This is a genomic window from Mesorhizobium sp. URHB0026, from assembly GCF_054059755.1.
In genome coordinates, this window is record NZ_JBSSCN010000001.1 from 1,366,130 (window position 1) to 1,389,554 (window position 23,425).

General features: G+C 63.2%; 27 protein-coding genes and 1 pseudogene. 8 read left to right on the forward strand and 20 right to left on the reverse strand.

Annotated features, from left to right (window positions below; translation table 11 throughout):
• The first annotated feature begins 19 nt into the window (after nucleotides 1-19).
• Both ACVWWD_RS06865 and ACVWWD_RS06870 read left to right on the forward strand, forming a co-directional pair.
• Nucleotides 20-436, forward strand: a complete 417-nt coding sequence (locus tag ACVWWD_RS06865; protein WP_023771870.1) for a DUF1761 domain-containing protein — start codon at nucleotides 20-22, stop codon at nucleotides 434-436.
• 13 nt (nucleotides 437-449) lie between these two features.
• Nucleotides 450-1,193 carry a glycosyltransferase family 25 protein gene (locus tag ACVWWD_RS06870; protein ID WP_352549688.1) on the forward strand — a complete coding sequence of 248 codons (744 nt, stop codon included), beginning with the start codon at nucleotides 450-452 and terminating at the stop codon, nucleotides 1,191-1,193.
• 4 nt (nucleotides 1,194-1,197) lie between these two features.
• Here the strand turns inward: ACVWWD_RS06870 and gcvA are convergent, their stop codons facing one another.
• Nucleotides 1,198-2,130, reverse strand: coding sequence for a transcriptional regulator GcvA (gcvA, locus tag ACVWWD_RS06875; protein ID WP_023771872.1), 933 nt, complete (start codon nucleotides 2,128-2,130; stop codon nucleotides 1,198-1,200).
• A 166-nt stretch (nucleotides 2,131-2,296) separates the two neighbouring features.
• On the opposite strand from gcvA, the gene ACVWWD_RS06880 reads away from it, so the two are divergent.
• On the forward strand, nucleotides 2,297-2,557 hold the full coding sequence (locus ACVWWD_RS06880; protein ID WP_023771873.1) for a hypothetical protein: 261 nt from the start codon (nucleotides 2,297-2,299) through the stop codon (nucleotides 2,555-2,557).
• Between the two features lie 66 nt (nucleotides 2,558-2,623).
• Here the strand turns inward: ACVWWD_RS06880 and ACVWWD_RS06885 are convergent, their stop codons facing one another.
• Nucleotides 2,624-3,160 (reverse strand): L,D-transpeptidase family protein, encoded by a 537-nt coding sequence (locus ACVWWD_RS06885; RefSeq protein WP_198019203.1) that lies wholly within the window; start codon nucleotides 3,158-3,160, stop codon nucleotides 2,624-2,626.
• Between the two features lie 144 nt (nucleotides 3,161-3,304).
• Here ACVWWD_RS06885 and ACVWWD_RS06890 point away from each other — a divergent pair, with 144 nt between their 5' ends.
• Together ACVWWD_RS06890 and ACVWWD_RS06895 are read left to right on the forward strand one after the other, a co-directional pair.
• On the forward strand, nucleotides 3,305-3,988 hold the full coding sequence (locus tag ACVWWD_RS06890; protein ID WP_015315056.1) for a response regulator transcription factor: 684 nt from the start codon (nucleotides 3,305-3,307) through the stop codon (nucleotides 3,986-3,988).
• Between the two features lie 123 nt (nucleotides 3,989-4,111).
• Entirely contained in the window at nucleotides 4,112-4,567 is a 456-nt protein-coding gene (locus ACVWWD_RS06895; protein WP_023771875.1) for a Crp/Fnr family transcriptional regulator, read from the forward strand.
• Nucleotides 4,568-4,724: 157 nt separating this feature from the next.
• Here ACVWWD_RS06895 and ACVWWD_RS06900 read toward each other — a convergent pair whose 3' ends face one another.
• The 7 genes from ACVWWD_RS06900 to tesB form a co-directional block, all read right to left on the reverse strand.
• Complete coding sequence (locus ACVWWD_RS06900; protein WP_352549692.1) at nucleotides 4,725-5,531, reverse strand: exodeoxyribonuclease III; 807 nt, start codon at nucleotides 5,529-5,531, stop codon at nucleotides 4,725-4,727.
• A gap of 100 nt (nucleotides 5,532-5,631) precedes the next feature.
• Complete coding sequence (locus ACVWWD_RS06905) at nucleotides 5,632-6,312, reverse strand: outer-membrane lipoprotein carrier protein LolA (protein ID WP_023771877.1); 681 nt, start codon at nucleotides 6,310-6,312, stop codon at nucleotides 5,632-5,634.
• Between the two features lie 133 nt (nucleotides 6,313-6,445).
• Nucleotides 6,446-9,100: a DNA translocase FtsK gene (locus tag ACVWWD_RS06910; protein ID WP_023784150.1), complete on the reverse strand. Its 2,655-nt coding sequence runs from the start codon at nucleotides 9,098-9,100 to the stop codon at nucleotides 6,446-6,448.
• Nucleotides 9,101-9,310: 210 nt separating this feature from the next.
• On the reverse strand, nucleotides 9,311-9,586 hold the full coding sequence (locus ACVWWD_RS06915) for a hypothetical protein (RefSeq protein WP_023784149.1): 276 nt from the start codon (nucleotides 9,584-9,586) through the stop codon (nucleotides 9,311-9,313).
• A 325-nt stretch (nucleotides 9,587-9,911) separates the two neighbouring features.
• The gene (locus tag ACVWWD_RS06920; RefSeq protein WP_457102973.1) at nucleotides 9,912-11,267 is read right to left on the reverse strand and encodes an ammonium transporter; all 1,356 of its coding nucleotides are present in this window, start codon (nucleotides 11,265-11,267) and stop codon (nucleotides 9,912-9,914) included.
• Nucleotides 11,268-11,298: 31 nt separating this feature from the next.
• A complete protein-coding gene (locus tag ACVWWD_RS06925) occupies nucleotides 11,299-11,637 on the reverse strand; it encodes a P-II family nitrogen regulator (RefSeq protein ID WP_015315049.1) in 339 nt (112 codons plus the stop codon).
• A 297-nt stretch (nucleotides 11,638-11,934) separates the two neighbouring features.
• Nucleotides 11,935-12,795: an acyl-CoA thioesterase II gene (gene tesB / locus ACVWWD_RS06930; protein WP_023771879.1), complete on the reverse strand. Its 861-nt coding sequence runs from the start codon at nucleotides 12,793-12,795 to the stop codon at nucleotides 11,935-11,937.
• A gap of 110 nt (nucleotides 12,796-12,905) precedes the next feature.
• Here tesB and ACVWWD_RS06935 point away from each other — a divergent pair, with 110 nt between their 5' ends.
• Nucleotides 12,906-14,165, forward strand: coding sequence for a ubiquinone biosynthesis hydroxylase (locus ACVWWD_RS06935; RefSeq protein WP_352549696.1), 1,260 nt, complete (start codon nucleotides 12,906-12,908; stop codon nucleotides 14,163-14,165).
• Nucleotides 14,166-14,278: 113 nt separating this feature from the next.
• Here the strand turns inward: ACVWWD_RS06935 and ACVWWD_RS06940 are convergent, their stop codons facing one another.
• The 3 genes from ACVWWD_RS06940 to ACVWWD_RS06950 all read right to left on the reverse strand — a co-directional run bounded on the left by ACVWWD_RS06940 (nucleotide 14,279) and on the right by ACVWWD_RS06950 (nucleotide 15,529).
• Nucleotides 14,279-14,809, reverse strand: coding sequence for a hypothetical protein (locus tag ACVWWD_RS06940; RefSeq protein ID WP_023784146.1), 531 nt, complete (start codon nucleotides 14,807-14,809; stop codon nucleotides 14,279-14,281).
• A gap of 139 nt (nucleotides 14,810-14,948) precedes the next feature.
• Nucleotides 14,949-15,305: a YciI family protein gene (locus ACVWWD_RS06945; protein ID WP_352549699.1), complete on the reverse strand. Its 357-nt coding sequence runs from the start codon at nucleotides 15,303-15,305 to the stop codon at nucleotides 14,949-14,951.
• On the reverse strand, nucleotides 15,302-15,529 hold the full coding sequence (locus ACVWWD_RS06950) for a hypothetical protein (RefSeq protein WP_023784144.1): 228 nt from the start codon (nucleotides 15,527-15,529) through the stop codon (nucleotides 15,302-15,304). Before ACVWWD_RS06950 ends, ACVWWD_RS06945 begins: the two co-directional genes overlap by 4 nt.
• Nucleotides 15,530-15,741: 212 nt before the next feature.
• Between ACVWWD_RS06950 and ACVWWD_RS06955 the strand changes: the two genes are divergently transcribed.
• Nucleotides 15,742-16,167: an OsmC family protein gene (locus ACVWWD_RS06955; protein ID WP_023771884.1), complete on the forward strand. Its 426-nt coding sequence runs from the start codon at nucleotides 15,742-15,744 to the stop codon at nucleotides 16,165-16,167.
• Nucleotides 16,168-16,323: 156 nt separating this feature from the next.
• On the opposite strand, the gene ACVWWD_RS06960 is transcribed toward ACVWWD_RS06955, so the two are convergent.
• The 7 genes from ACVWWD_RS06960 to ACVWWD_RS06990 all read right to left on the reverse strand — a co-directional run bounded on the left by ACVWWD_RS06960 (nucleotide 16,324) and on the right by ACVWWD_RS06990 (nucleotide 21,558).
• The gene (locus tag ACVWWD_RS06960; protein ID WP_352549701.1) at nucleotides 16,324-16,953 is read right to left on the reverse strand and encodes a YceH family protein; all 630 of its coding nucleotides are present in this window, start codon (nucleotides 16,951-16,953) and stop codon (nucleotides 16,324-16,326) included.
• Between the two features lie 53 nt (nucleotides 16,954-17,006).
• Nucleotides 17,007-17,786 carry a succinate dehydrogenase iron-sulfur subunit gene (locus tag ACVWWD_RS06965; RefSeq protein ID WP_023771886.1) on the reverse strand — a complete coding sequence of 260 codons (780 nt, stop codon included), beginning with the start codon at nucleotides 17,784-17,786 and terminating at the stop codon, nucleotides 17,007-17,009.
• On the reverse strand, nucleotides 17,786-18,220 hold the full coding sequence (locus tag ACVWWD_RS06970; RefSeq protein ID WP_023771887.1) for a hypothetical protein: 435 nt from the start codon (nucleotides 18,218-18,220) through the stop codon (nucleotides 17,786-17,788). The genes ACVWWD_RS06965 and ACVWWD_RS06970 overlap by 1 nt, the downstream gene beginning before the upstream one ends.
• A 2-nt stretch (nucleotides 18,221-18,222) precedes the next feature.
• Nucleotides 18,223-20,058: a succinate dehydrogenase flavoprotein subunit gene (sdhA, locus tag ACVWWD_RS06975; RefSeq protein ID WP_023794796.1), complete on the reverse strand. Its 1,836-nt coding sequence runs from the start codon at nucleotides 20,056-20,058 to the stop codon at nucleotides 18,223-18,225.
• A 4-nt stretch (nucleotides 20,059-20,062) separates the two neighbouring features.
• Nucleotides 20,063-20,458, reverse strand: a complete 396-nt coding sequence (sdhD, locus tag ACVWWD_RS06980) for a succinate dehydrogenase, hydrophobic membrane anchor protein (protein WP_352549705.1) — start codon at nucleotides 20,456-20,458, stop codon at nucleotides 20,063-20,065.
• Nucleotides 20,458-20,874 carry a succinate dehydrogenase, cytochrome b556 subunit gene (gene sdhC, locus ACVWWD_RS06985; RefSeq protein ID WP_023771890.1) on the reverse strand — a complete coding sequence of 139 codons (417 nt, stop codon included), beginning with the start codon at nucleotides 20,872-20,874 and terminating at the stop codon, nucleotides 20,458-20,460. Before sdhC ends, sdhD begins: the two co-directional genes overlap by 1 nt.
• 258 nt (nucleotides 20,875-21,132) lie before the next feature.
• Entirely contained in the window at nucleotides 21,133-21,558 is a 426-nt protein-coding gene (locus ACVWWD_RS06990) for a hypothetical protein (RefSeq protein ID WP_352549707.1), read from the reverse strand.
• Nucleotides 21,559-21,799: 241 nt separating this feature from the next.
• Here ACVWWD_RS06990 and ACVWWD_RS06995 point away from each other — a divergent pair, with 241 nt between their 5' ends.
• Nucleotides 21,800-22,192: a hypothetical protein gene (locus ACVWWD_RS06995; protein ID WP_435053032.1), complete on the forward strand. Its 393-nt coding sequence runs from the start codon at nucleotides 21,800-21,802 to the stop codon at nucleotides 22,190-22,192.
• 39 nt (nucleotides 22,193-22,231) lie between these two features.
• Here ACVWWD_RS06995 and ACVWWD_RS07000 read toward each other — a convergent pair.
• A pseudogene (locus tag ACVWWD_RS07000) lies at nucleotides 22,232-23,392 on the reverse strand (diguanylate cyclase); the annotation flags it as partial.
• Nucleotides 23,393-23,425 lie beyond the last annotated feature (33 nt).

Here is a 23,425-nt window from a genome sequence, read left to right on the forward strand (position 1 = left end):
CAAACAGGAGGGGGAACTCATGGATTTTTCAGCAGTGAATTGGCTGGCGGTGATCGCCGCCGCCGTCGTGGCCTGGCTGTTCGGTGCCGCCTGGTACATGGCGTTGAGCAAGCCCTGGCTGAAGGCCGCCAAGCTCGATCCGGCGACGATGAAGAAATCGCCGCTGCCCTTCGTTATCTCCTTCATCGCCGAACTGCTGATGGCCTACATCATGGCCCTGGTCGTCGGCGCGATGACGGGTGGTGAGCCGACCTGGCTGGCCGGGCTGATCTTCGGCTTCGTGCTTTGGCTGGGTTTCGTCGCCACGACGCTGTCGGTCAACCATCGCTACGAGAATTTCGGCTGGGACCTGACCCTCATCGATGGCGGTCACTGGCTTGGCGTGCTGTTGATCATCGGCGCGGTGATCGGCTGGTTTGGCGCCGCAGCAAGCTGACGGTGCGTTGACGATGGCGGACGAGTCCGGATTTCCCCGCGACCTGGTGTTCACCAGGATCTGCCACGTCAAGCAGGGCTACGACCAACGGCGCCGGCACATCGTGCGCGAGTTCGACCGGCGGGGCGTGCCGGTCACCTTCTACACCGACTGGGACAGGGCGGAAATCACCCCGGAGATTCGTGCTGAATTGGTCGCTCCCGATTTTGTCCACCCGGCGCAGGTCTCGCTGGCGCTGAAGCATGTCGGCATCTGGCGCGACTTCCTCGAAACCGACCTGCCCTATTGCCTGGTCTTCGAGGATGACGTCTTCCTCGCGCGCGACTTCGTCGCCAAATTCCGGCAAGGGCTGGCCGAACTCGGCAGCCCGATGCGCAAGGCCGTCATCTATCTCGGCAACGGCAGCAACTACTACACGCCGAGTTGGAAATTGCGCAGGGGCCAGAGGCTCTACCCGGCGCTGCATGCCAGGTGCGCGGATTCCTATCTCATCACCCGTCCGGTCGCCGAAGCCCGCTGTGCCTGGATCGATCAACACAAGATCTACACCGTGATCGACCACCAGATCGAGCAGATGGACGAGAAACTGGGGGTTGAGATGCTGTGGTTCGAGCGGCCAATCGTCGAGCAAGGCAGCGAAAACGGCGCTTTCCAGACTTCCGTCGCCGGCAAGATGCAGCCGCTGCTCTACAAGAAGCTGAAATGGAACGTGAAGAAATACCGACGCATGATCTTCGGCCACAACGCCCGGTCCTGACGATCTAAAGTTTGTCCGCCGTTCGCGTCCTGGAAACTTCCTCTAGGATCCATTCGCGGAAGGCGACAATGCGGGGATCGTCGGCCATGGCTTGGGGATAAACCAGGAAATAGGCGTATTCCGGCGCAACCCTGATGCTGAGTTCGAAGGGCCGCACCAGCCGGCCCTCGGACAGGTCGTTGGCCACCATGGCGAAATCGGCGAGCGCGACGGCATTGCCGTCGAGCGCTGCCTGGACCGCATCCGTCGATGTGCCGAAAACGACTGTGCGGCTGTCGTCGAAATCGTTGATGCCGGCCGCCGCCATCCACATGCGCCAGTTCGGCCATGTCACGCCCTGGCGGGCCCATTCGATATGAGCAAGCGTGTGGTTGAACAGGTCGCGCGGCTCGCGCAGGGGCGGCCCGGACGTCAGCAGGCCCGGACTGCACACCGGAATAATGATGTTGTCGAACAGGCGGTGCGCGCTGAGCCCCGGATATTTGCCGGCGCCGAAGCGGATGCCGACATCGACGTCGTCGAGATCGAAATCGCGCAGGCCATAGGCGATGTCGAACCTGAGTTCGATGCCCGGCCGCTGCTGGCGGAAATTCTCGACGCGCCGCATCAGCCATTTCGCCGCGAACTGCGCGTCCAGCGTCACCTTCAGAAATTCGGTGCCGCGCGCCATCTTGCGCGCCCGCATCACGGCACGGCCAAGCAGGTCGAGCGTGTCGGTCGCCGCCTCGTAAAGCACCGTGCCCGCCTCCGTCAGCCGGATGGTGCGGCTGGTGCGGGTGAACAGCACGATGCCGAGCTGATCCTCGATTTCCTTGATCTGGTGGCTGACCGCGGCGGGCGTCAGGCCGAGCTCGTCGGCGGCACGGGTGAAGTTGAGGTGCCGCGCCGCCGCCTCCAGCGTCCTGAGCGCCCGCGTTCCCGGCAAGAGCGCTGCCATCAGCGTGCGACCTGATCGAAGCGGCTCATGGAGCCTCAATCCTCAAATAAAACTTGACGATGAGAAAAGAACTACTCGTTTCCCGTTTGTTTTTCAATACGGCATGATTGCGGCATCAAAGACACCATCAAACCGGATTTGATGTCCGGAGAATACGGATCACCTCATGTCTCACATCGCTCTTCGCCCTGCATACATCGCCCGGCCAGACTGGATGTCGGCTGCCCGTACCTGGCTGCGGCAGGCCAGGGTCGCGATCAACCTTCCCTACGAGATCAACCTTCCCCACCAGAACGTCGAGGACCTCTCCGATCGCCAGTTGCGCGATGTCGGGGCCGCCCGCAGGGACATCGCCCGGGCCATGGACCGCGAGACAGGCCGGTTGGGCCTTCTCGACATCGGCTGGCAGCGGAATAGGAAGGGATAAGCGAGCATGGGAGTAGGATGATGCGACTTTAGCGTGTCTGCTGCCGCCAAGACTTCCCTATTCCCCCTATCTCACCACCCTTACCACTGTCCGGTCCGACAGGAGCGGCAAGAGCCGCGCCATCGTGCGCGCGGTTACCGCCACGCAGCCTTCCGTCGGCGTGAAGCCGGGACGCGCCAGGTGGAAGAAGATGGCGCTGCCGCGCCCGCGCCGGCGCGGCGCGATGTTCCAGTCGAGCACCAGGCAGGCGTCATAGAGCCGGTCGTCGCGCCGCATGCGTTCGTGGCTGGCGCCGTAGGGAATCTTGACCGGCCTGTTATAGTTGCGGTCGTCCGGCACTTCGCACCAGCCGAGGTGCGGCCCGATCGGCGCCATCGCCAGGCGCGTTCTGCGGCCGGCGGCAAACTGATCCTCCCGGAAATAGCCCGCTAGGATGCGCATCGAGGCGAGCGGCGTGGCGCCGTCGCCTTCGCGCTTGCCGGCCGAGATGCCGCCGCGCCCCAGCGCGCACGCAAACACCGTTTTGCCGGCCTGCAGCAGGCCTTGGCTTGGATGGCCGGGTCTAGCCCGCACGGTCAGCACGCGCAGCCGTTTTGCCAAAATTGCGCCGGCTGCATTGCGATCGCGTTTTTTCTTGTATGATCGTGCCACGGAACAAATCACTGTGATCGGCTATTGTGCCGGCCAGCTTCCGCATAAATACGCAGCGGTCAACTGAATTCACTTTTCAAAACAACGGATTGATCCATGACCTCACGTACCATCCTGATCGTCGATGACGATGACGACCTGCGCGGCACGCTGGTCGAGCAACTGTCCCTCTACGAGGAATTCGATGTGCTGCAGGAAGCGACTGCGGCAAAAGGCGTCACCGCTGCGCGCGGCGGGCTCATCGACCTGCTCATCATGGATGTGGGCCTGCCCGACATGGACGGCAGAGAAGCGGTGAAAATCCTGCGCAAGGGCGGCTACAAGGCCCCCATTATCATGCTGACCGGCCACGACACCGATTCGGACACGATTTTGGGTCTCGAGGCCGGCGCCAACGACTATGTGACCAAGCCGTTCCGGTTCGCGGTGCTGCTTGCCCGCATCCGGGCACAGCTGCGCCAGCATGAGCAGAGCGAGGACGCGACCTTCTCGGTCGGCCCCTACACCTTCAAGCCCAGCCAGAAACTGCTCATCGATCAGCGCGGCGGCAAGGTGCGGCTGACGGAAAAGGAGGCCTCGATCATCAAGTATCTCTATCGCGCCGACCAGAAGGTGGTGACGCGCGACGTGCTGCTGGAGGAAGTGTGGGGATACAATTCCGGCGTCACCACGCACACGCTGGAAACCCATGTCTACCGTCTGCGCCAGAAGATCGAGCGCGATCCTTCCAATGCTGAAATTCTTGTGACAGAAAGCGGCGGCTACAAGCTGGTTCCTTAAACATTTCACCATTCAAATGAGCGGTTCGGGCGGGGCCGCTTTCGGGTACGATCCTGTCGAAGGGGGATTCTGGGACCGTACCGCAGAGGAGGGATTGGACTGACCGTTCGGGGACACAGCTAGATGGCGCTGGATGACGACATCCGCATCCTGTCCGCCGTGAGGCTTTTCGAGGGCTTCACGCAGGAACAGTTGCGCCTGCTCGCCTTCGGTGCCGAGGCCACTTTGGTGCAGGCCGGCCACAAGCTTTATCGCGAGGACGATGTGGCCGACTCGGCCTATGTCGTGGTCAGCGGGCGTATCGTGCTCTATCGCGAGCAGGATGGCGAGCGCATCCCGATCGGCAAGGTCGGCCCCGGCACGATGCTCAGCGAGCTGGCGCTGATCGCCGATACCAACCGGCTGACCAGCGCCTCGGCCGAAATCGACTCGGAAGTAATAAGGCTGAGCCGCAAGATGTTCCGGCGCATCCTGGAGGAGTATCCGGAATTAGCGGTGAAACTGCATCAGCGCATCTCCGAGGAATTTCACGACATGATCCGACGCATCGAGGAATTGGCCCCACGCTTTTCGGGTTGACCTGGCATTTGGCGTCGTAGGGGTCGCGATTCAGGTCAAGCCGGGGCGAAGACGGTGGATTCCAAGAACCGGAGCGGAGCGTCCTTGAAGTACGTGAACACCGGAAGCTCAGGAAGCCGCCGTTTGCAGGCCGGCTTCACCCGAATATCGATACACCCTAACCCAGATCGAACCGGGCAATAACTGGCACATGGTCCGACGGCCGGTCCCAACCACGGGCGGCTCTAAGGATCTCGTAGCCGGCAAAACTGGGCACCAGGTTTGCCGACGACCAGACATGGTCGAGCCGCCGGCCGCGGTTGGAGGCCTCCCAATCCTGCGCCCGATAACTCCACCAGGTATAGAGCTTCTGCTCCCATGGCACGTTGTGCCGCATCAGGTCGACCCAGCCGCCGGCGCGCCGCATCGCCTCGAAGCTTTCGGTCTCTACCGGCGTGTGGCTGACCACGTTGAGCAATTGCTTGTGCGACCAGACATCATGCTCCAGCGGCGCGATGTTGAGGTCCCCGACCAGCACCGACGCCGACACCTCGCCGTGTTCGGCGCGGATGGCGTTCATCTCGGCGACGAAATCGAGCTTGTGCCTGAACTTCCTGTTGATCTCGGGATCCGGCTCGTCGCCACCCGCGGGCACGTAGAAATTGTGCACCAGGATGGTCTTGCCTCCGGCCTGTACCGTCACCGACAAGTGGCGACTGTCCTCGATGTCGCAGAAGCGGCGCTTTTCGACCACCTCGATCGGCCGCCGCGCCACCGTCGCCACGCCGTGATAGCCCTTCTGGCCATGGAATGCGATGTAGGGATAGCCGACCTTGCGAAAGGCTTTTTCGGGAAACAGCTCGTCCGGGACCTTGGTTTCCTGCAGGCAGAGCACATCGGGCGCGTACTCATCGAGCAGGCGTTCGACAATCGGCATGCGCAGGCGCACGGAGTTGATATTCCAGGTGGCGATCGAAAAGGGCATGCGGAGGGGGTCCGGCAAGAGATCGCCATTCTACTGCCAGTCGCGCGCCGCAAAAACAAGCCAGCCCGCTCCGCTAACAGGCCTGGCTATATCGGCGGGCCTACCGCGTCTTGGTGTTCAGCTCGCGATTGGCCGTATAGTCGATGGCAAAGGTATCGGGCGCGAAGCTGACGCCTTCCTTGGTGTTGAAGATCATCACCGTCGTGTCCTTGCCCTGCGCGTCGGTGATCGTCCACTGCCGCAGATCATAGGTTTTCGGGTCGAACATCATGGTGATCCGCGCGTTGCCGAAAACCGACTTGTCGGAAAGCTGGATGGTTGTGAGGTCGTCTTCTTCCTTGACGCTCTTGACGCGGTTGCCGGAGAGGTCGATGTGGTCGTCGAGCAGCAGCTTCAGCGGCGTCTTCGACAGCGGATAAAGGTCCGACGTGTTCAGTTTCTTGTTGAGTATGGCAACCGATCTGCCGTCGGAAATCACCCGGAAATTCGAAGACCCGTCGTAGTTGAAGCGGATCTTGCCCGGCCGTTCCAGGAAGAATTTTCCGCCGGTCTGCTCGCCCTTGGGACCGAACTGCACGAATTCGCCGCTCATCGATTTGACCGCCGAGAAATGGTCGGCGATCTTCTGTGCCGCCGCCGGTACGGCCGCTTGTGCCGATGCGAGCAACTCGAATCCGGGCACCACGTTGAGGGCGGCGGCACCCGCGAACACCAGGCCGAGGCCGAGCAATTGGCGGCGTGTCGGGGCAAAATCGCTGAGCGCTGAAAGATCGTTTTTCATATCGGTCACTCTCGTCCGGTTCCTGATTTGGTCGCTGTCGTGAACCCCCAGTTGGGCTGAAGTTTGGCGAGGCGATCGCTGCTCAGTCGGTGAACGCGCCAGAAGGTTCAAAGTTGCCGCGAACTCTCCACTGTCAGAACTTGTCGTCTTCGGTCGGCACCAGGATTTCGCGTTTTCCGGCATGGTTGGCCGGGCCGACAATGCCTTCCTTTTCCATCTTCTCGATGATCGAGGCAGCTCTGTTATAGCCGATGCCCAGACGCCGCTGGATGTAGCTGGTCGAGGCCTTGCCGTCCCGCAGCACCACCGAAACCGCCTGGTCATAAGGGTCGTCGGAATCCTCGAAATTGCCGCCCCCCCCGCCGCCCGAACCGCCCTTGCCGGACGGCTCGTCGTCGTCCTCGCCGTCGTCCTCGGTGATGGCGTCGAGATATTCCGGCACGCCCTGCAGCTTCAGGTGCCCGACGATCTTCTCGACCTCGTCGTCAGAGACGAACGGCCCGTGCACGCGCTGGATGCGGCCGCCACCCGCCATGTAGAGCATGTCGCCCATGCCGAGCAGCTGCTCGGCGCCCTGCTCGCCCAAAATAGTGCGGCTGTCGATCTTGGACGTCACCTGGAAGGAGATGCGGGTCGGGAAATTGGCCTTGATGGTGCCGGTGATGACGTCGACCGACGGACGTTGCGTCGCCATGATGACATGGATGCCGGCCGCACGCGCCATCTGCGCCAGGCGCTGCACCGCGCCTTCGATGTCCTTGCCGGCGACCATCATCAGGTCGGCCATTTCGTCGATGATGACAACGATATAGGGCATTGGCTCGAGATTAAGGTCCTCGGTCTCGTAGATCGCCTCGCCGGTCTGGCGGTCGAAGCCGGTCTGCACGGTGCGCGAGATCTTTTCGCCCTTCTTCTCGGCCTGCTGCACGCGGGCGTTGAAGCCGTCGATGTTGCGCACGCCGACCTTGGACATCTTGCGGTAGCGGTCCTCCATTTCGCGCACGGTCCATTTCAGCGCCACCACCGCCTTCTTCGGGTCGGTCACGACGGGCGTCAGAAGATGCGGGATGCCGTCATAGACGGAGAGTTCGAGCATTTTCGGATCGATCATGATCAGCCGGCACTCCTGCGGGGTGAGCCGGTAGAGCAGCGACAGGATCATGGTGTTGATGGCGACCGACTTGCCCGAACCGGTGGTGCCGGCGACCAGCACGTGCGGCATCTTGGCGATGTCGACGATGACGGCCTCGCCATTGATCGTCTTGCCCAGCGCCAGCGCCAGCTTGGCCTTGGTCGTCTCGAAGTCGCGGCTGGCCATGATCTCGCGGAGGTAAACCGTTTCGCGCTTGGCGTTGGGCAGTTCGATGCCGATGGCGTTGCGTCCCGGCACCACGGCGACGCGGCAAGCGATCGCGCTCATCGAACGGGCGATGTCGTCGGAAAGGCCGATAACCCGCGACGACTTGATGCCCGGCGCGGGCTCGAGTTCGTAAAGGGTGACGACCGGACCCGGGCGAACGGCAATGATCTCGCCCTTGACGCCGAAATCCTCCAGCACGCCTTCGAGCAGGCGCGCATTCTGTTCCAGCGCGTCCTTGGAAAGACTTGGGTCGCGCGCGACATTCTTCGGTTCGGACAGGAAATGCAGCGACGGCATTTCGAACCTGTCGGAGCCGATCAGCGAGGTTTGCGCCTCGCGTTGGACGCGCGCGCCCGGCACGGGTCTCGCCGCCGGCGCCTCCACCCGGGTGGCGGCATCGGAACGGAACTGCTGGACCTTGGTCTGAGCGCGCCGCTGGGCGACGGGCTCGTCATCGAAATCCATATCCACGTCGTCGCGGCCGAAGACATCGTCGTCGTCCGGGTCGACGGAGACGCTGCGGTCGTTGACCATGGCGGCGAAGAATTCCGGTTCGACACGGGCGCGGCCGTCATGGCTCATGCGCTGCTCGGCGAACTCGGCCGACTCGACGCGTTCGGCGGCGCGGCGCCAGGCGCTGGCGCGCGGCTCCATCTCCGGTTCGAACTCGTCGTGCTCCTGCCTGCGGCGCACCGCGCGACGATGCATCCACGCGCGGAATGAAAGCCACCAATGGGTGATGGCGCCCAGCGCCAGTATGCCCTCGTCGCCCTCGTCCTCGTCATTGTCGAACAGAAGCTCGTCCTCGCGCGGGTCCGCGGCGGCCGGTTCTTCCATCACGGCGAAGCCGTTCTTGCGCCCGAGCAGCGCGGCGCCATAGGCGAACAGCCAGAGCGCGGGCGCAGCCAGCACTATGGCGAGCACGCTGGCCACCAGCCCGCTCGGATAGCCGCCGATGAGGACACCGGGGATCTTGAGCACCATGTCGCCGAAGACGCCGCCGAGGCCGGTGGGCAGCGGCCAGGTCTTGGGCGGAACGATGCAGCCGGCGATGGCGGCGGCCAGCAGCGCGAAACCGAACCAGAACAGCCCGCGCCTGGGCAGCCGGTCGACACCGCGCGCCGAAAACAGGAGGTATCCCCAGATCACCGCCGGAACCAGCGCGGCGACCGCGGCAAGGCCGAAGAACTGCATGGCGAGGTCCGAGAACACCGCGCCGGCATAGCCCATGGCGTTGGTGACGGTGTTGGCGGTGGCGTGCGAGAAGCTGGGATCGGCGACGTTCCAGGTCGCGAGGCTGGCGACGGCGAAGGCCGTGAACGCGAACAGGCCAGTGCCGATCAGCCGGCCGACCTGGCGCCGCGCGAATGCCTGGATGCCGTGCCCCGTATCGGTCAGCGCGAGCGGTGCTGAAGCCCCTGAACGCATGCTCTTCCTCGTCAGTGATTGCCTGGCAGGAGCGCATGACGCACTCCGGCAGATTCGGATGCCAGACTAGGCGTGGGAAGGTTAAGGGCGCATTAACTATAAGACCGGGGGCGAGCGCCCTTTTTGGCACCGACATCTACCAGTGGCCGGACCATATGAAAAATGGCGGGCGCCCTTGCCCGCCATCCATTCGTTGGGTCGGGCAGCGTGCTACTTGCTGCCGCCGAGCATTTTCACATTGGCGCAGAACTCGGCGTGCGGCTTGCTCATCGCCGCGTCCTGGCATTCCTTCATCATGGCGTCCTGCTTCTCCTTCGGCATGGCCATGAAAGCTGCCTTGAACTCCTCCATCGGCTTCATGGTTTTCATGCTGGAATCGGTGAAGAACGGCGCCATGTTGTCCGGCTCGTCCAGCGCGCCGGCAAATGCAAAGCCGCTGACCATGGAAAGTGCGAGTGCCCCGAGGCAGACATTCTTGAGGTTCATGAGAAAAATTCCTTCCCTGTTTCAAAAACAAGAGCGTCAAAACGACGATCGCCTCCTGAGTTCGGCGACAGAGCGGTCGATGTTTCCTCGAAAAGCTTCTTCACGCGAACGTGATTGCGCGGACTCGGACGAAGCGAGAACGAATTTGCAAAAAAAGAGGCCCGGAGCGATCCGGGCCTCAAGGCGTGAACTCCTTGCGGGAGCGTCACGACGGGATGCTTTAAAAGCAATTCCAGAAAAAGGGATTCGCGGTCCCTCCGGAACTGCGCGGCAAACATGGGGCCGGCGGGAGGAGGGTTCCGCCGGCCCCGTTGGCAAGGATGCCTTACGGCACCACTTCGCCATGCTGAGAGATGTCGAGGCCTTCGACCTCTTCCTGGGTCGTCGGACGCAGGCCGACCAGCGCCTTGACGACGTAGAGGATGACGAAGGTGGCAACCGCCGTCCAAATAATGGTGACGGCGACACCGTAGATCTGCTTGCCGAGCGAAGCGCCCGACGAGAGGCTGTTGATCGCAGGGTCGGCAAGCACGCCGGTCAGCAGAGCGCCGACCACGCCGCCGACGCCATGCACGCCGAAGGCATCGAGCGAGTCGTCATAGCCGAACATGTGCTTCACCTTGACCGCCGAGAGGTAGCAGACGACGCCAGCGACGATGCCGACGATGAAGGCGCCGGTCGGGTTGACGAAACCGGAAGCCGGTGTCACCGCGACGAGGCCTGCGACGGCGCCCGAGATGATGCCGAGCACGGAAGGCTTCTTGGCGATGATCCATTCGGCGAAGATCCAGGCCAGTGCCGCGGCGGCGGTGGCAACCTGGGTGTTGAGCATGGCGGCACCGGCAAGGCCGTCGGCCGCCAGTTCCGAACCGGCGTTGAAGCCGAACCAGCCGACCCACAGCAGCGATGCGCCAATGACCGAATAGACAAGGTTATGCGGCGCCATGTTGGTGGTGCCATAGCCTTCGCGCTTGCCGAGAACCAGAGCGCAGACGAGGCCCGCGACACCGGCATTGATGTGGACGACCGTGCCGCCGGCGAAGTCGAGCACGCCAGCCGTACCGAGGAAGCCACCACCCCAGACCCAATGCGCGATCGGCACGTAGACGATCAGCAGCCACAGCGCCATGAAGATCAGCAGTGCCGAGAACTTGAAGCGTTCGGCGAAGGCGCCGGCAATCAGCGCCGGCGTGATGATGGCGAAGGTCATCTGAAACATCGAGAAGACGAATTCAGGGATGTTGGCCACACCCGGCAGCCACAGGCTGGCGGTGGTGATGCCGTGGTGGAAGAATTTCGAGGTGCCGCCGAGATAGGCATTCATGCCGCCGCCGTCGGAAAATGCCAGCGAATAGCCGAACATGAACCATAGCACCGTCACCAGGCAGGTGATGGCGAAGCTCTGCATGACGGTGGCGAGCACGTTCTTCTTGCGCACCATGCCGCCGTAGAACAGCGCTAGGCCCGGGATGGTCATCATCAGCACCAGCGCCGTGGAGGTCAGCATCCAGGCGGTGTTGCCGGTATCGAGAACCGGGGTGGGCGCGGCAGCAGGTGCGGCTGCAGCGGCAGCGGGTGCGGCTTCCTGCGCGAAGGCGGCGACGCTGCCCAGCGCTGCGAGAGCGAGCGTGCCCAGAAGGGCCGCCCGTCCCGTCGTCTTCAAGGTGGAAGGAATATTCATTGAACTCTCCATTGGAATACGTGTTCGCCGCTCAGAGCGCGTCGCTGTCTGTTTCGCCGGTGCGGATGCGCACCGCCTGGTCGATGCCGAAAACGAAGATCTTGCCGTCGCCGATCTGGCCGGTCTTGGCAGCGGCTGTGATCGCTTCGACGGCCTTGTCGACCATGTCGGCCGCGACCGCGACTTCGATCTTGATCTTCGGCAGGAAGCTGACCGCGTATTCCGCCCCCCGATAGATTTCCGTATGCCCCTTCTGACGCCCGTAGCCTTTGACTTCGGTGACGGTCAGGCCCTGGATGCCGACGGCGGTAAGCGCTTCGCGTACCTCGTCCAGCTTGAACGGCTTGATGATTGCCATCACGATTTTCATAAGGTTCACCCTTTGCTGTTGCGGTGCCCCGCGTTTGCACGACTTCACCGATCCCAAAGAGCCGGAGAGTGCTCCCAAGGATTCAAGCTCCGTGCCAAGTGCCGAAGCAGGGTGTTAAGCTATTGTAAACAAAAGGAATGGAGCGACCGTCATTAATAGCTGTGTGCGTATGCGGCGCGCCACGTGCTCAAAATTTAAGCATTTTTGCGAAATTGCCTAATTTGCCGGCTTTGAGCATGATCAGGAAAATGGAATCGGCTTTCGCAAAGAATCTTGCTCAAAGAAAACAACGAATGCTCAACGCTTGAGCCGGATCAACCCTTCCTGTGCCATCGAGGCGATCAGCGTGCCATCGCGGGCATACAGCGTGCCGCGGCTGAAACCGCGCGATCCCGAGCTCGACGGACTGTCCTGCGCATAAAGAAGCCAGCCGTCGAGCGAATGCGGCCGATGGAACCACATCGAATGGTCGAGGCTGGCTGCCTGGATGTCGGGATCGAACAGACCGCGCCCATGGGCGAAGGTCGAGGTGTCGAGCAGCGTCATGTCGGAGAGGTAGGCGAGCAGCACCGACTGCAGCGCGCGGTCGTCGGGAACCGGCCCGGCAAGTCGGATCCAAACATTCTGCCGGGGGGGCAGTTTGTCGCGGCTTTCATAGTGCTGGAGGTTGACTGGCCGCAGTTCCAGCGGTCGCTCGCGCGCCCAGAAACGGCGAACCGCCTCCGGCACCCGGTCGGCCGTTTCGAGCAGTTGGCGCTGCGTCTTCAGCCCTTCCGGCGGCGGCACGTCGTCAGGTAGCGCGAACTGGTGCTCGAGCCCCTTCTCGTCGACCTGGAACGAAGCTTCCAGCGAAAAGATCGCCTGTCCGTGCTGGATTGCCAGCACCCTCCGCGTGGTGAAGGAACCGCCGTCGCGAATGCGATCGACCTCGTAGATGATCGGCACCTTGATGTCGCCGGGGCGCATGAAATAGCCATGCAGCGAATGCACGAAACGGTCCGGCTCCACCGTTCGCTGCGCCGCCACCAGCGCCTGCGCGATGGTCTGGCCGCCGAACACGCGCTGCCACTCCACCTGGGGGCTGCGACCACGATACAGATTGTGTTCCAGCCTCTCGAGGTCGAGAATGCGCAGAAGCTCGTCGATCGCCGCCGTCATGTTTTGTGACCTCGCCGCAAAATTGCTATGGCGGTTTCCGACAGGAAGAACGAGCCGTCAAGGCCGCAAGCAAGGGCGCAAGCCCCGTCGGCACGCAAGGAGCCAAGACAATGGAACGCAAGGCGGACGCCAAGGCCAGATCCGGGCTCGATGTCCTCGTCGCCGGTGCCGGCTATGTCGGCCTAGCCGCCGCGGTCTCGCTGAAACAGGCCCGCCCGGGCCTCGCCGTGGCGCTGGTCGACGCGGCGCCCGCCGGTTCCTGGGAAAGGGATGGCCGCGCTTCCGCCATCGCCGCGGCGGCGTGCCGCATGCTCGATCAGCTCGGTATCTGGGCCGAGATCGCGCCGAAGGCGCAGGCGATCACCGAGATGATCATCACCGATTCACGCAGCGCCGATCCGGTGCGCCCGGTCTTCCTGACCTTCGGCGGCGAGGTGGCGCCGGGTGAGCCCTTCGCGCATATGGTCACCAACAGGGCGTTGAACGGCGCCTTGCGGGCCAAAGCCGAAAAGCTCGGCATCGACATCATCGAAGGCGTGGCGGTGCAAGGTTTTGAGACCGATGGGGCCGGCATGTCGGTGCATCTGGCCGACGGCGCCACGTTGGCGACGCGGTTGCTGGTTGCCGCCGATGGCGTCAATTCCAAACTGCGCGACATGGCCGGCATTAAGACGGTCAAGTGGGAATATGGTCAGTCCGGCATCGTCTGCACCGTGGCACATGAACGCCCGCATAACGGCCGCGCCGAAGAGCATTTTCTGCCCGCCGGCCCGTTCGCCACGCTGCCCCTGACACCCGGCGAGGACGGCACCAACCGCTCGTCGATCGTCTGGGTCGAACGGGCGGAAGATGCGAAAACGCTCGTCGAAGGCGACGATCTCGTCTTCGAACACGAACTTGAACAGCGTTTTGGGCTGAAGCTTGGAGAGATCCGCGTCGCCGACAAGCCGCGCGCCTGGCCGCTGGGTCTCACCATCGCGCGCGCCTTCGTGGCACCGCGCATAGCGCTTGCCGGCGATGCCGCCCACGGCATCCATCCGATCGCCGGCCAGGGCCTCAATCTCGGCTTCAAGGATGTGGCCGCTCTTGCCGAGGTGATCGTCGAGGCCGACCGGCTAGGTCAGGACATCGGCGCGCTCGACGTGCTGGAACGCTACCAGCAATGGCGGCGTTTCGACACCGTGCAGATGGGCATCACGACCGATGTGCTGAACCGGCTGTTTTCCAACGACATCACCCCGCTGCGCACCGTCCGCGACATCGGTCTCGGTCTCGTCGAGCGTATGCCACGGCTGAAGGAGTTCTTCATCCGCCAGGCATCGGGACTGTCGTCCGGCACGCCGAGGTTGCTAAAGGGCGAGGCGATCTGATCGTCTCGCTGACTTAACGTCGCGGGCTGTGGCCTGCGCCGCGTCGCTCCGCTCCTTGCTCCGCCATGGGATGACTATGCGGCGGGAGTTTCGCGCCAATCGCCGAGGCGATCTCAGTTCACTTCAAAACCAAGCTTCTGGCGCAGTCGCAGCATGCGCTGGTCGGGTATCTTCAGGCTCTGCTCTCCGCCCTGAGCCACCCGGTTCAGCATTTGCAGCAGATCGTCCCGTTCGTTCGGGTCGAGGCGTTCGCGCAGGAAGGGCGCCAGCTTGTCGATGACGATGGTGGTGTCGTCTATCTGCGACGCGGCCCACTTGGCGTAGACGACCGCCTCGTCGGTCTTCTTCGGCCCGGCCGCGATCTGCGAAATCACCTCGCGAATGACGGCCTCGCGCCGCGGCAGAACAGGACCATCTTCCGAAACGATCGCGGTGATCAGCGTCGCGGCCGCCACGACCGGATCATCGATCGCCGTCAGCGGCGAGAGTGCGGCCTGCTTGCGCAGCTTCTTGCGCCTGATGTTGCCTTGAACGCGCCCGACGACTTCGGCGACCTCCCGCGCGGCGTCGTTCATCGCCTTCATCCGGTACCACCACAATGCCGCCGCTCCGAGCACGCCAAGGACAGCAATCAGGAAAGGCATGTCCAAATCCCCTAAAGTCTTGGGGCGACGATAGGAGAACTCGTGGCTTGCTTCAACACGCAAGAAATTGAGTCCCGGCAAGACGAGACGTTCGCTCAACAGAACGCACTGGGTTTCCAAGTGAGCGCATGACAGGGAATTATGACCCCGGCACGTTGTAGATCGCGCGCACCTCGATCGTGCCGATTTCGGCCAGGGGAATCTCACTGGCGATGTCCAGCGCCTCGTCGAGATCCTGCGCTTCGATCATGACGAAACCGAGCAACTGCTCCTTCGTTTCTGCGAACGGCCCGTCGGTGATCAGCTGCTTGCCCTTGCGCCGCCGTACGGTCTTCGACGTCTTCACCGATTGCAGTGCCTGCGCGATGATCAGCTTGCCTTGTTGACCCAATGACCTGTCATAGGCCAGCGAGTCGGCATCGAGCTTGGCGGCACCCTCGGCGGTCAGCGCATGGAGGTCTTTTTCCTGACCATAGACCAGACAGACATATTTCATCTCGAGCTCCCTTCTTGTGACAAACCATAGGCTGCGGCGACAACCATGTCAGCCTTGCCCGCGACCGTTGCCGCATGGTCGAGAAGGCATTCCGCGACCGTGATGATGGCAAGGGCCGCCAGCAGCCTGCCGAGGCCGGACGCCGGCGGGTCCAGCCAGAAGTCCTCCTGTCGCTCAGGCCCGCGGCCTGGCCTCTTCCATAGCGCAAAAAACAGATTGTCCATGTGAACCTCCATCCGGCCACAAATCCCGTGGCCGCCCGCAGGACGAGCGGCCCGGATGGAAGCCGACATTTTTGCATGGGTATTTTTTCGGCGGAAAAGGCCGTCATCGTGCCGTGGTCCAAACAGCGCAGTGGTCTTCGCCCACGTCCGCGCTATAGTTGGCCGGACGCTGGCTCACCCAGGACAAGTTCACGACAACCCAGGAGGACTTCATGGACCGCACCGCAAACGCCGTCTGGAAAGGCAATTTGAAAGAGGGCAAGGGCACGCTCGACACGCAGAGCGGAACCCTTAAGGGTACGCCCTATTCGTTCAAGGCGCGCTTCGAGGACGAAAGCGGCAAATCCGGGACCAATCCGGAAGAACTGATCGCGGCCGCCCATGCCGGCTGCTACGCCATGCAGCTGTCGCATTTCCTCGCCGAGAACGGCACGCCGGCGCAAGAACTCGACGCTAAGGCCGTGGTCACGCTGGTTCCCGGCACCGGCATCACCGGCAGCGCCATCACCCTGGTCGGCAAGGTGCCCGGCATCGATGCGGCGAAGTTCAAGGAATTGGCCGAGAAGGCCAAGGCCGAATGCCCGGTCTCTCAGGCGCTCGGCGCGATCAAGGTTTCGCTCGACGCCAGGCTTGGCTGAAGGGTTTGGCCTGAAGTGACAAACGCCGGCTCCAGGGCCGGCGTTTGTGCATCGGAGATTGGCGGAAGCGGTTGCAGCATCCAATCTGGCCCATCGTGAGGGAGATGCCCGGCAGGACAGAGGGGGCCGTCCCGTCGACGTCTCGGATTGGCGGCCTCAACCGCCCAGCGCGTCAAGCCGGGCGCGAAGGGCCGCGACTTCCTGCTCCAGCGCCTCCAACCTCGCTTCCAGATTGGAGGCAGGCGCGGCCGGCGCACTGCGCTGAGCCGAGAGGACGGCAACATCCACCGGACCGGCGAGGAGATGCACGTAGCGGTCCTCGCGTTGGCCTGGCCCGCGCGGGATTTCCTGGACCAATGGCGGCCGGCGGCCGATCAGCATGTCGAGTTCGCCGCGCAGGTCTTCGATCGATGAAAACCGCGCCATGCGCTCAGCGCGCGCCAGGAGCTCATGTGCCGTCTGAGGTCCGCGCAGCAAGAGCAGACCGAGCAACGCGGTCTGCGGCGTGGTCAGCGAGAAACGCTGCGCCATCTGATGCTCGTAGCGCTCCACGCGCGAACCGAACATCTGCCGTACAAGTCCCTTCTGCTCAAGCAGTTTCAGCGCCCTATGCACCTCCGTCTGTTCCAGCGCCATGACCGGCTCACGCGCCGTCTTCTGGTTGGCGGCGGCAAGTGCGGCGTTGAGCGTCAGCGGATAGACGTCGGGCGTCAGCTCTTTCTTCTCGATCAGGCAGCCGAGCACGCGGGCTTCGGCAGGAGAGAGGATGGGAAGGTCTTCGCTCATGAGATTGGCTATGCTTTCGAGTTTGGCGGGACAGCGTCCTCCGTGCTGCCGGACTAAACCCTTCTCTCCACCATCATCTTCTTGATCTCGGCGATCGCCTTCGCGGGATTGAGCCCCTTCGGGCAGGTCTGCGCGCAGTTCATGATGGTGTGGCAGCGATAGAGCCGGAACGGGTCTTCGAGATTGTCGAGCCGTTCCCCCTTGGCCTCGTCGCGGCTGTCAATCAGCCAGCGATAGGCCTGCAGCAGCGTCGCCGGGCCGAGATAGCGGTCGCCGTTCCACCAATAGCTCGGGCACGAGGTCGAGCAGCAGGCGCACAATATACACTCGTAGAGCCCGTCGAGCTTTTCGCGGTCCTCGTGGCTCTGCAGCCATTCCTTGGCCGGCGTTGGCGAAACCGTCTTCAGCCATGGCTCGATGGAGGCGTGCTGGGCGTAGAAATTGGTAAGATCGGGCACCAGGTCCTTGATCACGGGCATATGCGGCAGCGGGTAGATCTTGACCGCGCCCGATATGTCGTCGCAGCCCTTGGTGCAGGCGAGCGTGTTCGAACCGTCGATGTTCATGGCGCAGGAACCGCAAATGCCTTCGCGGCAGGAGCGGCGCAAGGTCAGCGTCGGGTCGATCTTGTTTTTGATCCACAGCAGCGCGTCGAGCACCATCGGCCCGCAATCGTCCATGTCGACGAAATAGGTGTCCATGCGCGGGTTCTCGTCGTCGTCCGGCGACCAGCGATAGATTCGGTATTCTCTGAGATTGGTGGCGCCCTCCGGCTTCGGCCAGGTCTTGCCCTGCTGGACCTTCGAGTTCTTTGGGAGTGTGAGTTCGACCATTACCTCAGGTCCTTTCGGATGACGAGCTTCAGCCCGGACCAGATTTCGTTCACGGCGGCGACCTTGACGTCGACAAGATCGAGCTTGAGCGCTTCAGCGCGGACAACGCCCTCGGTGACGTCGGTGGCCACTTTCGAGGCCTTCTTTGGCCAGGAAACCCAGACCATGCCGTCGCGCTTGATCGCCGTCTCGAGTGCGCCGAGGCGCTCCTCGATCTCGGCGCGCTGTCTCGTGAAGGCGTGGACGGCGTCGTATTTCAGCACAGCACCTGAAATGTCGGACCAATCGGCCAGCCGGTCGACGTAGGCAAAATCGACAGCCTCGGCGAGGTCCGCGAGTTCGGGCGGCAGTGCGATGAAGGCGGCAATCATCCCATCCTTCAGGCCGAGCTTGGCCGCAAGGGGCGTACCGGAATATCCCGCCGCCGTCGCCATCCTCAGTACACCCTGGCCTTCGGCGCAATCTTGGCCAGACTGATGCCGCCGTCCTTTTCGGCCAGCAGCGGTTCGGTATGCACCGGCCGATAGGTCAGCGTCACCGTGCCGTCCTCGCTGAGATGGGCGAGCGTATGCTTGCGCCAGTTGGCGTCGTCGCGTGCGGAAAAATCTTCCCGAGCATGCGCGCCACGGCTCTCCTTGCGCGCCTCGGCGCCATAGACGGTGGTGATGGCGTTGGCCATCAGGTTTTCCAGTTCCAGAGTCTCGACCAGGTCCGAGTTCCAGATCATCGATCGGTCGAAGACTTTGAGATCCTTGAGCTCGGTCCAGATTTCCGAAATACGCTTGCAGCCGCTTTCGAGCGATTCCTGCGTGCGGAACACCGCGGCATCTTCCTGCATCGCCTTTTGCATCTTTTCACGAAGGACAGCCGTCGGCGTCGAGCCGTTGGCATGGCGGAGCCGGTCGAAACGATCCATGATCTTGTCGACCGAAGCCTGGTTGGGCGACGGGATCGCCGCCTTGCGGTCAATGACCTGGCCGGCGCGGATCGCCGCGGCGCGGCCGAACACCACGAGGTCGATCAGCGAGTTCGAGCCAAGCCGGTTGGCGCCGTGCACGGAAGCGCAACCGGCCTCGCCGACCGCCATCAGGCCGGGCGAGACCCGGTCGGGGTTGTCCGCGGTTGGATTGAGCACCTCGCCCCAATAATTGGTCGGCACGCCCCCCATATTGTAGTGCACCGTCGGCAGCACCGGGATCGGCTCCTTGGTCAGGTCGACGCCGGCGAAGATTTTCGCCGACTCCGAAATGCCTGGAAGCCTTTCGTGCAAGACCGCCGGATCGAGATGATCGAGGTGCAGGAAGATGTGGTCCTTGGCCTTGCCGACGCCGCGGCCCTCGCGAATTTCCAGCGTCATGCAGCGCGAGACGACATCGCGCGAGGCGAGGTCCTTGGCCGACGGTGCGTAGCGCTCCATGAAGCGTTCGCCCTCGGAGTTGACGAGATAGCCGCCCTCGCCGCGCGCGCCCTCGGTAATCAGGCAGCCGGCGCCATAGATTCCGGTCGGGTGAAACTGCACGAACTCCATGTCCTGCAACGGGAACCCCGCTCGCGCCGCCATGCCGCCACCGTCGCCGGTGCAGGTGTGCGCCGAGGTCGCCGAAAAATAGGCGCGCCCATAGCCGCCGGTCGCCAGCACCACCATCTTGGCCGAGAAGCGGTGGATCGTGCCGTCGTCCAGATTCCACGCTACGACGCCTGTGCAGGTGCCGTCCGGTTCCATGATCAGATCGAGCGCGAAATACTCGATGAAGAACTGCGCGTTGTTCTTCAGCGACTGGCCGTAGAGCGTGTGCAGGATGGCATGGCCGGTGCGGTCGGCGGCCGCACAAGTGCGCTGCACCGGCGGCCCGTCGCCATAGTTCATCATGTGGCCGCCGAACGGCCGCTGGTAGATCTTGCCCTCTTCGGTGCGCGAGAACGGCACGCCGTAATGTTCGAGTTCGTAAACGGCGGCCGGGGCTTCGCGCACCAGATATTCCATTGCATCGACATCGCCCAGCCAGTCCGAGCCCTTGACGGTGTCGTACATGTGCCACTGCCAGGAATCCGGGCCCATGTTGGACAGCGACGCGGCGATGCCGCCTTGCGCGGCAACCGTGTGCGAGCGGGTCGGGAACACCTTGGTGATGCAGGCGGTGCGCAGGCCCTGTTCGGCCATGCCAAGCGTGGCGCGAAGCCCGGCGCCGCCGGCGCCGACGACGACCACGTCGAACTTGTGATCGACAAAGGTATAGCCTGATGTGTTGGCTGATTTCGTGTCCTGGGCCAAGACTTCAGCCTCCGAATGCCAGTTTCAGCAGGGCGAAGAGCGAAGCGGCGCCGACTGCTATGGTGAAGAATGTGTTGAGGGCGATCAGCGCCAGCTTCATGCCTTCGCCATGCACATAGTCCTCGATGATCACCTGCATGCCGATACGCATATGATAGAGCGGCGAGATGAGCACCAGGGCCATCACCAGCGCCACGAACGGGTTGGCGAGCGCTGCCCGCACCTGTGCATAGCCGGCGCCGTTGAGCGCGATCAGGAACCCGGTGAAAAACAGGATCAGCGGGATGTTGGCGATCGCCGTCAATCGCTGGCGCCAGAAATGCCCGGTGCCTTCGCGGGCAGAGCCCAGGCCGCGCACCTTGGCCAGCGGGGTGCGCATGTCGGTGTTCTTCGCACTCATCACAAGGCTCCCCGCGCCATGGTGCCGGCGACCCAGATCAGCAGCGTGAGCAGAATCGAGCCGGCAAGCGTCGCCCAGGCGATCCTCGAGGCGGCGTGCTTTTCAAGCCCGGCGCCGGTGTCCCAGATCAGATGGCGGACACCGCCAAGCATGTGATGCATCAGCGCCCAGCTATAGCCGAACAGGATCAGCCGCCCGAGCCAGGTGCCGAAGGCCCAGTTCACCCAATCGAAAGCCGGCTGCGAGGATGCCGCCGCCATCAGCCAGACGGCAACCAGCAGCGTGCCGAAGTAAAGCGCGCCCCCGGTGATGCGGTGGATGATTGACATCGTCATGGTGATCGGCGGCCGGTACACGCTCAGGTGCGGCGAAAGCGGCCTTTCGCGTCTGGCTTGGGTGGCTGGTGATTTGCTCATGGCTGCCCCAGTTCGGCGTCTGCCGCTCAGGTGGAAATGCGGCATTGCCGCTTCCGGTTGCGACTTCGGACAGCCGGTTTCTAATGCTCTTTTTGCACCGCGTCAAAGCCAGAAAACCGTTTCGAAAACGTAATTTAGTCTGACTAAAAGGTCGGATACGGCTTCAATCGATTAGCGGGTGGAGCGGCCGAAGCCGGCTCGATATCGCTGCAGTGCAGCATGTCTGGATAGGGGCGCGGCCGTGTCGAGATTTGTGTCTCACCGGGTGCAGGTCCGCGGTGTGGACCCCCTCTTCATCACCAGCGCCTCGCGTCCGTCGATCACGATTGCGTCATGCGTGACCGCCTGGTAGCGGCTGCTCTGGTTTGCCGGTGACGCCGCGAACTCCTCGGTGACGCCCTCCTGGCCGACCACGCGCAGCGACGTGCCGAGGTTTTGAATGGTGATCATGCCGCCATTGCCGCATCTGTAGGTGGCAGTGCCCGTGGTGAAGCGCGGGGCGGTGAGATCGGTGGTGATCTTGGTCGCCGGTCGCGCGGACTGTTGCTGGACGGGAGCGGCAGGCGCCACCAGGGGTGTCGCTGTGTTGGCGGCCTTGGGCGCGCCGTCCTCCGGCACACAGGCTCCAGCCGCGAGAAACAGCGGAATAGCGAACGACACCCGAAGCGTTCGGTCAAACATCATGTGCTGCCCCCTCATGGCCGGGCACGCTAGCCACGCGGGGCGCCAAGATCAAGTTTACCCCGGATTAGACCGGCCATGTCGACCCATTGGGGACATCGGCGGCGCCCGCGAAATTAACCATGTTCATTAAGAGACGGTCGTCGGGCCGCTCCTCCCCTTAACAAAGGTTAAGAAAAGGTTAATTTCCGATTCGGATCAGATCGGGGCGCGATCTCTCTCGCGCCGACACAGGGAGAGCGACATGCGGTCGAAATCAGAGCGGGCCAAATCAGTGCGGACCAAATCAGTAAGGACAAGCCTCGCGGCCCTCACGCTGGCAGCGCTTGCCGTCACGGTGGCCGCGCCGGCCGAGGCCGGCTTGCGCCATCATGACCGCGTCTACGCCGATTCGTTCGGCAATCTCGTCATCGACAGCGCAGCCGGCTACAAGCGCATCATCGTCGGCGAAGGCAAGCTGGCCAGGCAATTGTCCGACTACACCAGCGCCGGCCAGCCCAAGGTGATCTACCAGGACGAATCCGACGACATATCGGGCGAAGGGGACTGCTATCGCCCACCAGTGTTCGTCAAGGGCCGCTCCTATATGTACGGCCTGTCCGACGGCGAAATGCCGGAGCTCAGCCCCTGCCGTTGATGCGGCTTGGCCGATTTTGACCACCGCCAGCCCATCGGCTGGCCCGGTGGAGACACGCACGCAGTCGCGCCCGGCGTTCTTTGCCAGGTAGAGCGCTTCATCCGCGCGCCGCATCAGGTCGGAAAAGCCTTCGCTCACGTGGAGCTCGGCAATGCCGAAGCTCGACGTGCAGCGGTTGTCGGCCGGCAACCCGCTGATAGGCAATGCGCCGAACGCGTGGCGGGTGCCTTCCGCGAACAGCCGGGCGGCTGCAAGGTTGGCGCCTGTCAGGATAACGGCGAACTCCTCGCCACCGATGCGGCCAAGCACGTGATGGCCCTCGGCCGCTTCTCGCAGCAGGCCGGCAAAGGCCTCGATCACCCGGTCGCCGGACGCATGGCCGAAGCTGTCGTTGACAGACTTGAAATGATCGAGATCGGCGATGACCATCGCCACCGGCACGCCCAGGCGCCTGGCGTCGCGTACGGCCAGCTCCGCATGACGCGTGAAGCCGCCACGGTTGAGCAGGCCCGACAGCGTGTCCACCTCCGACTTCGACGTCACTTCGGCAAGCACATCGCGAACGAGAATGCCCAGCGTCAGCAGCGCCAGCGCCAAGGCAAAGACAGTGCCCAGCGACTGCGACACCAGCGCGTAGCTGCTTTGCAGATAGGCCTGCGGATTGGCGCCCCAGCCGCCGAGCGCATGCGCGATGAACGGCTTTGAGGCAAACTGCAGGCCGCTGGCCACCAGCACCGCCATCAAGATCAGATCGAGCCGACCGCGGCTTTGCCTGGACGTCCAGACGATGCCAAGGCCAACGAACTGCATGGCGGCGTAGGGCAGCTGGTAGGCCATGATGCGGGTGAGCGACTGGCGCGGCAGATCCTGCACGAAATAGACCGCGATGGTGGTTGCGGCCAGGAAGAACAGCATCGGCGTCCATGGCGGCGCCACGCCATATTTGCGAGCAAGTCCGCCGTTGAAGGCAATGGTGGCGCCGAGGAAGACGGCAAAGGCCGTAACCACGGGAAGCCGCGCATCGTTGAAGGCCGGAATGCTGAATTCGATCGCTGAATAGACCACGCCGAGGACATAGGCTGACGCCAGCCAGCGCGCCGGCGCGCGGCCGGCATCGTGGAACGAGACAGCCATGAAGGATGCCGCCAGCAGCCCGGCAACCGCCAGATTGATCAACAGGATGAAGTTGGCGCCGCTCATCTATCCTCAGACCCCCGCCGACAGCTAAACATC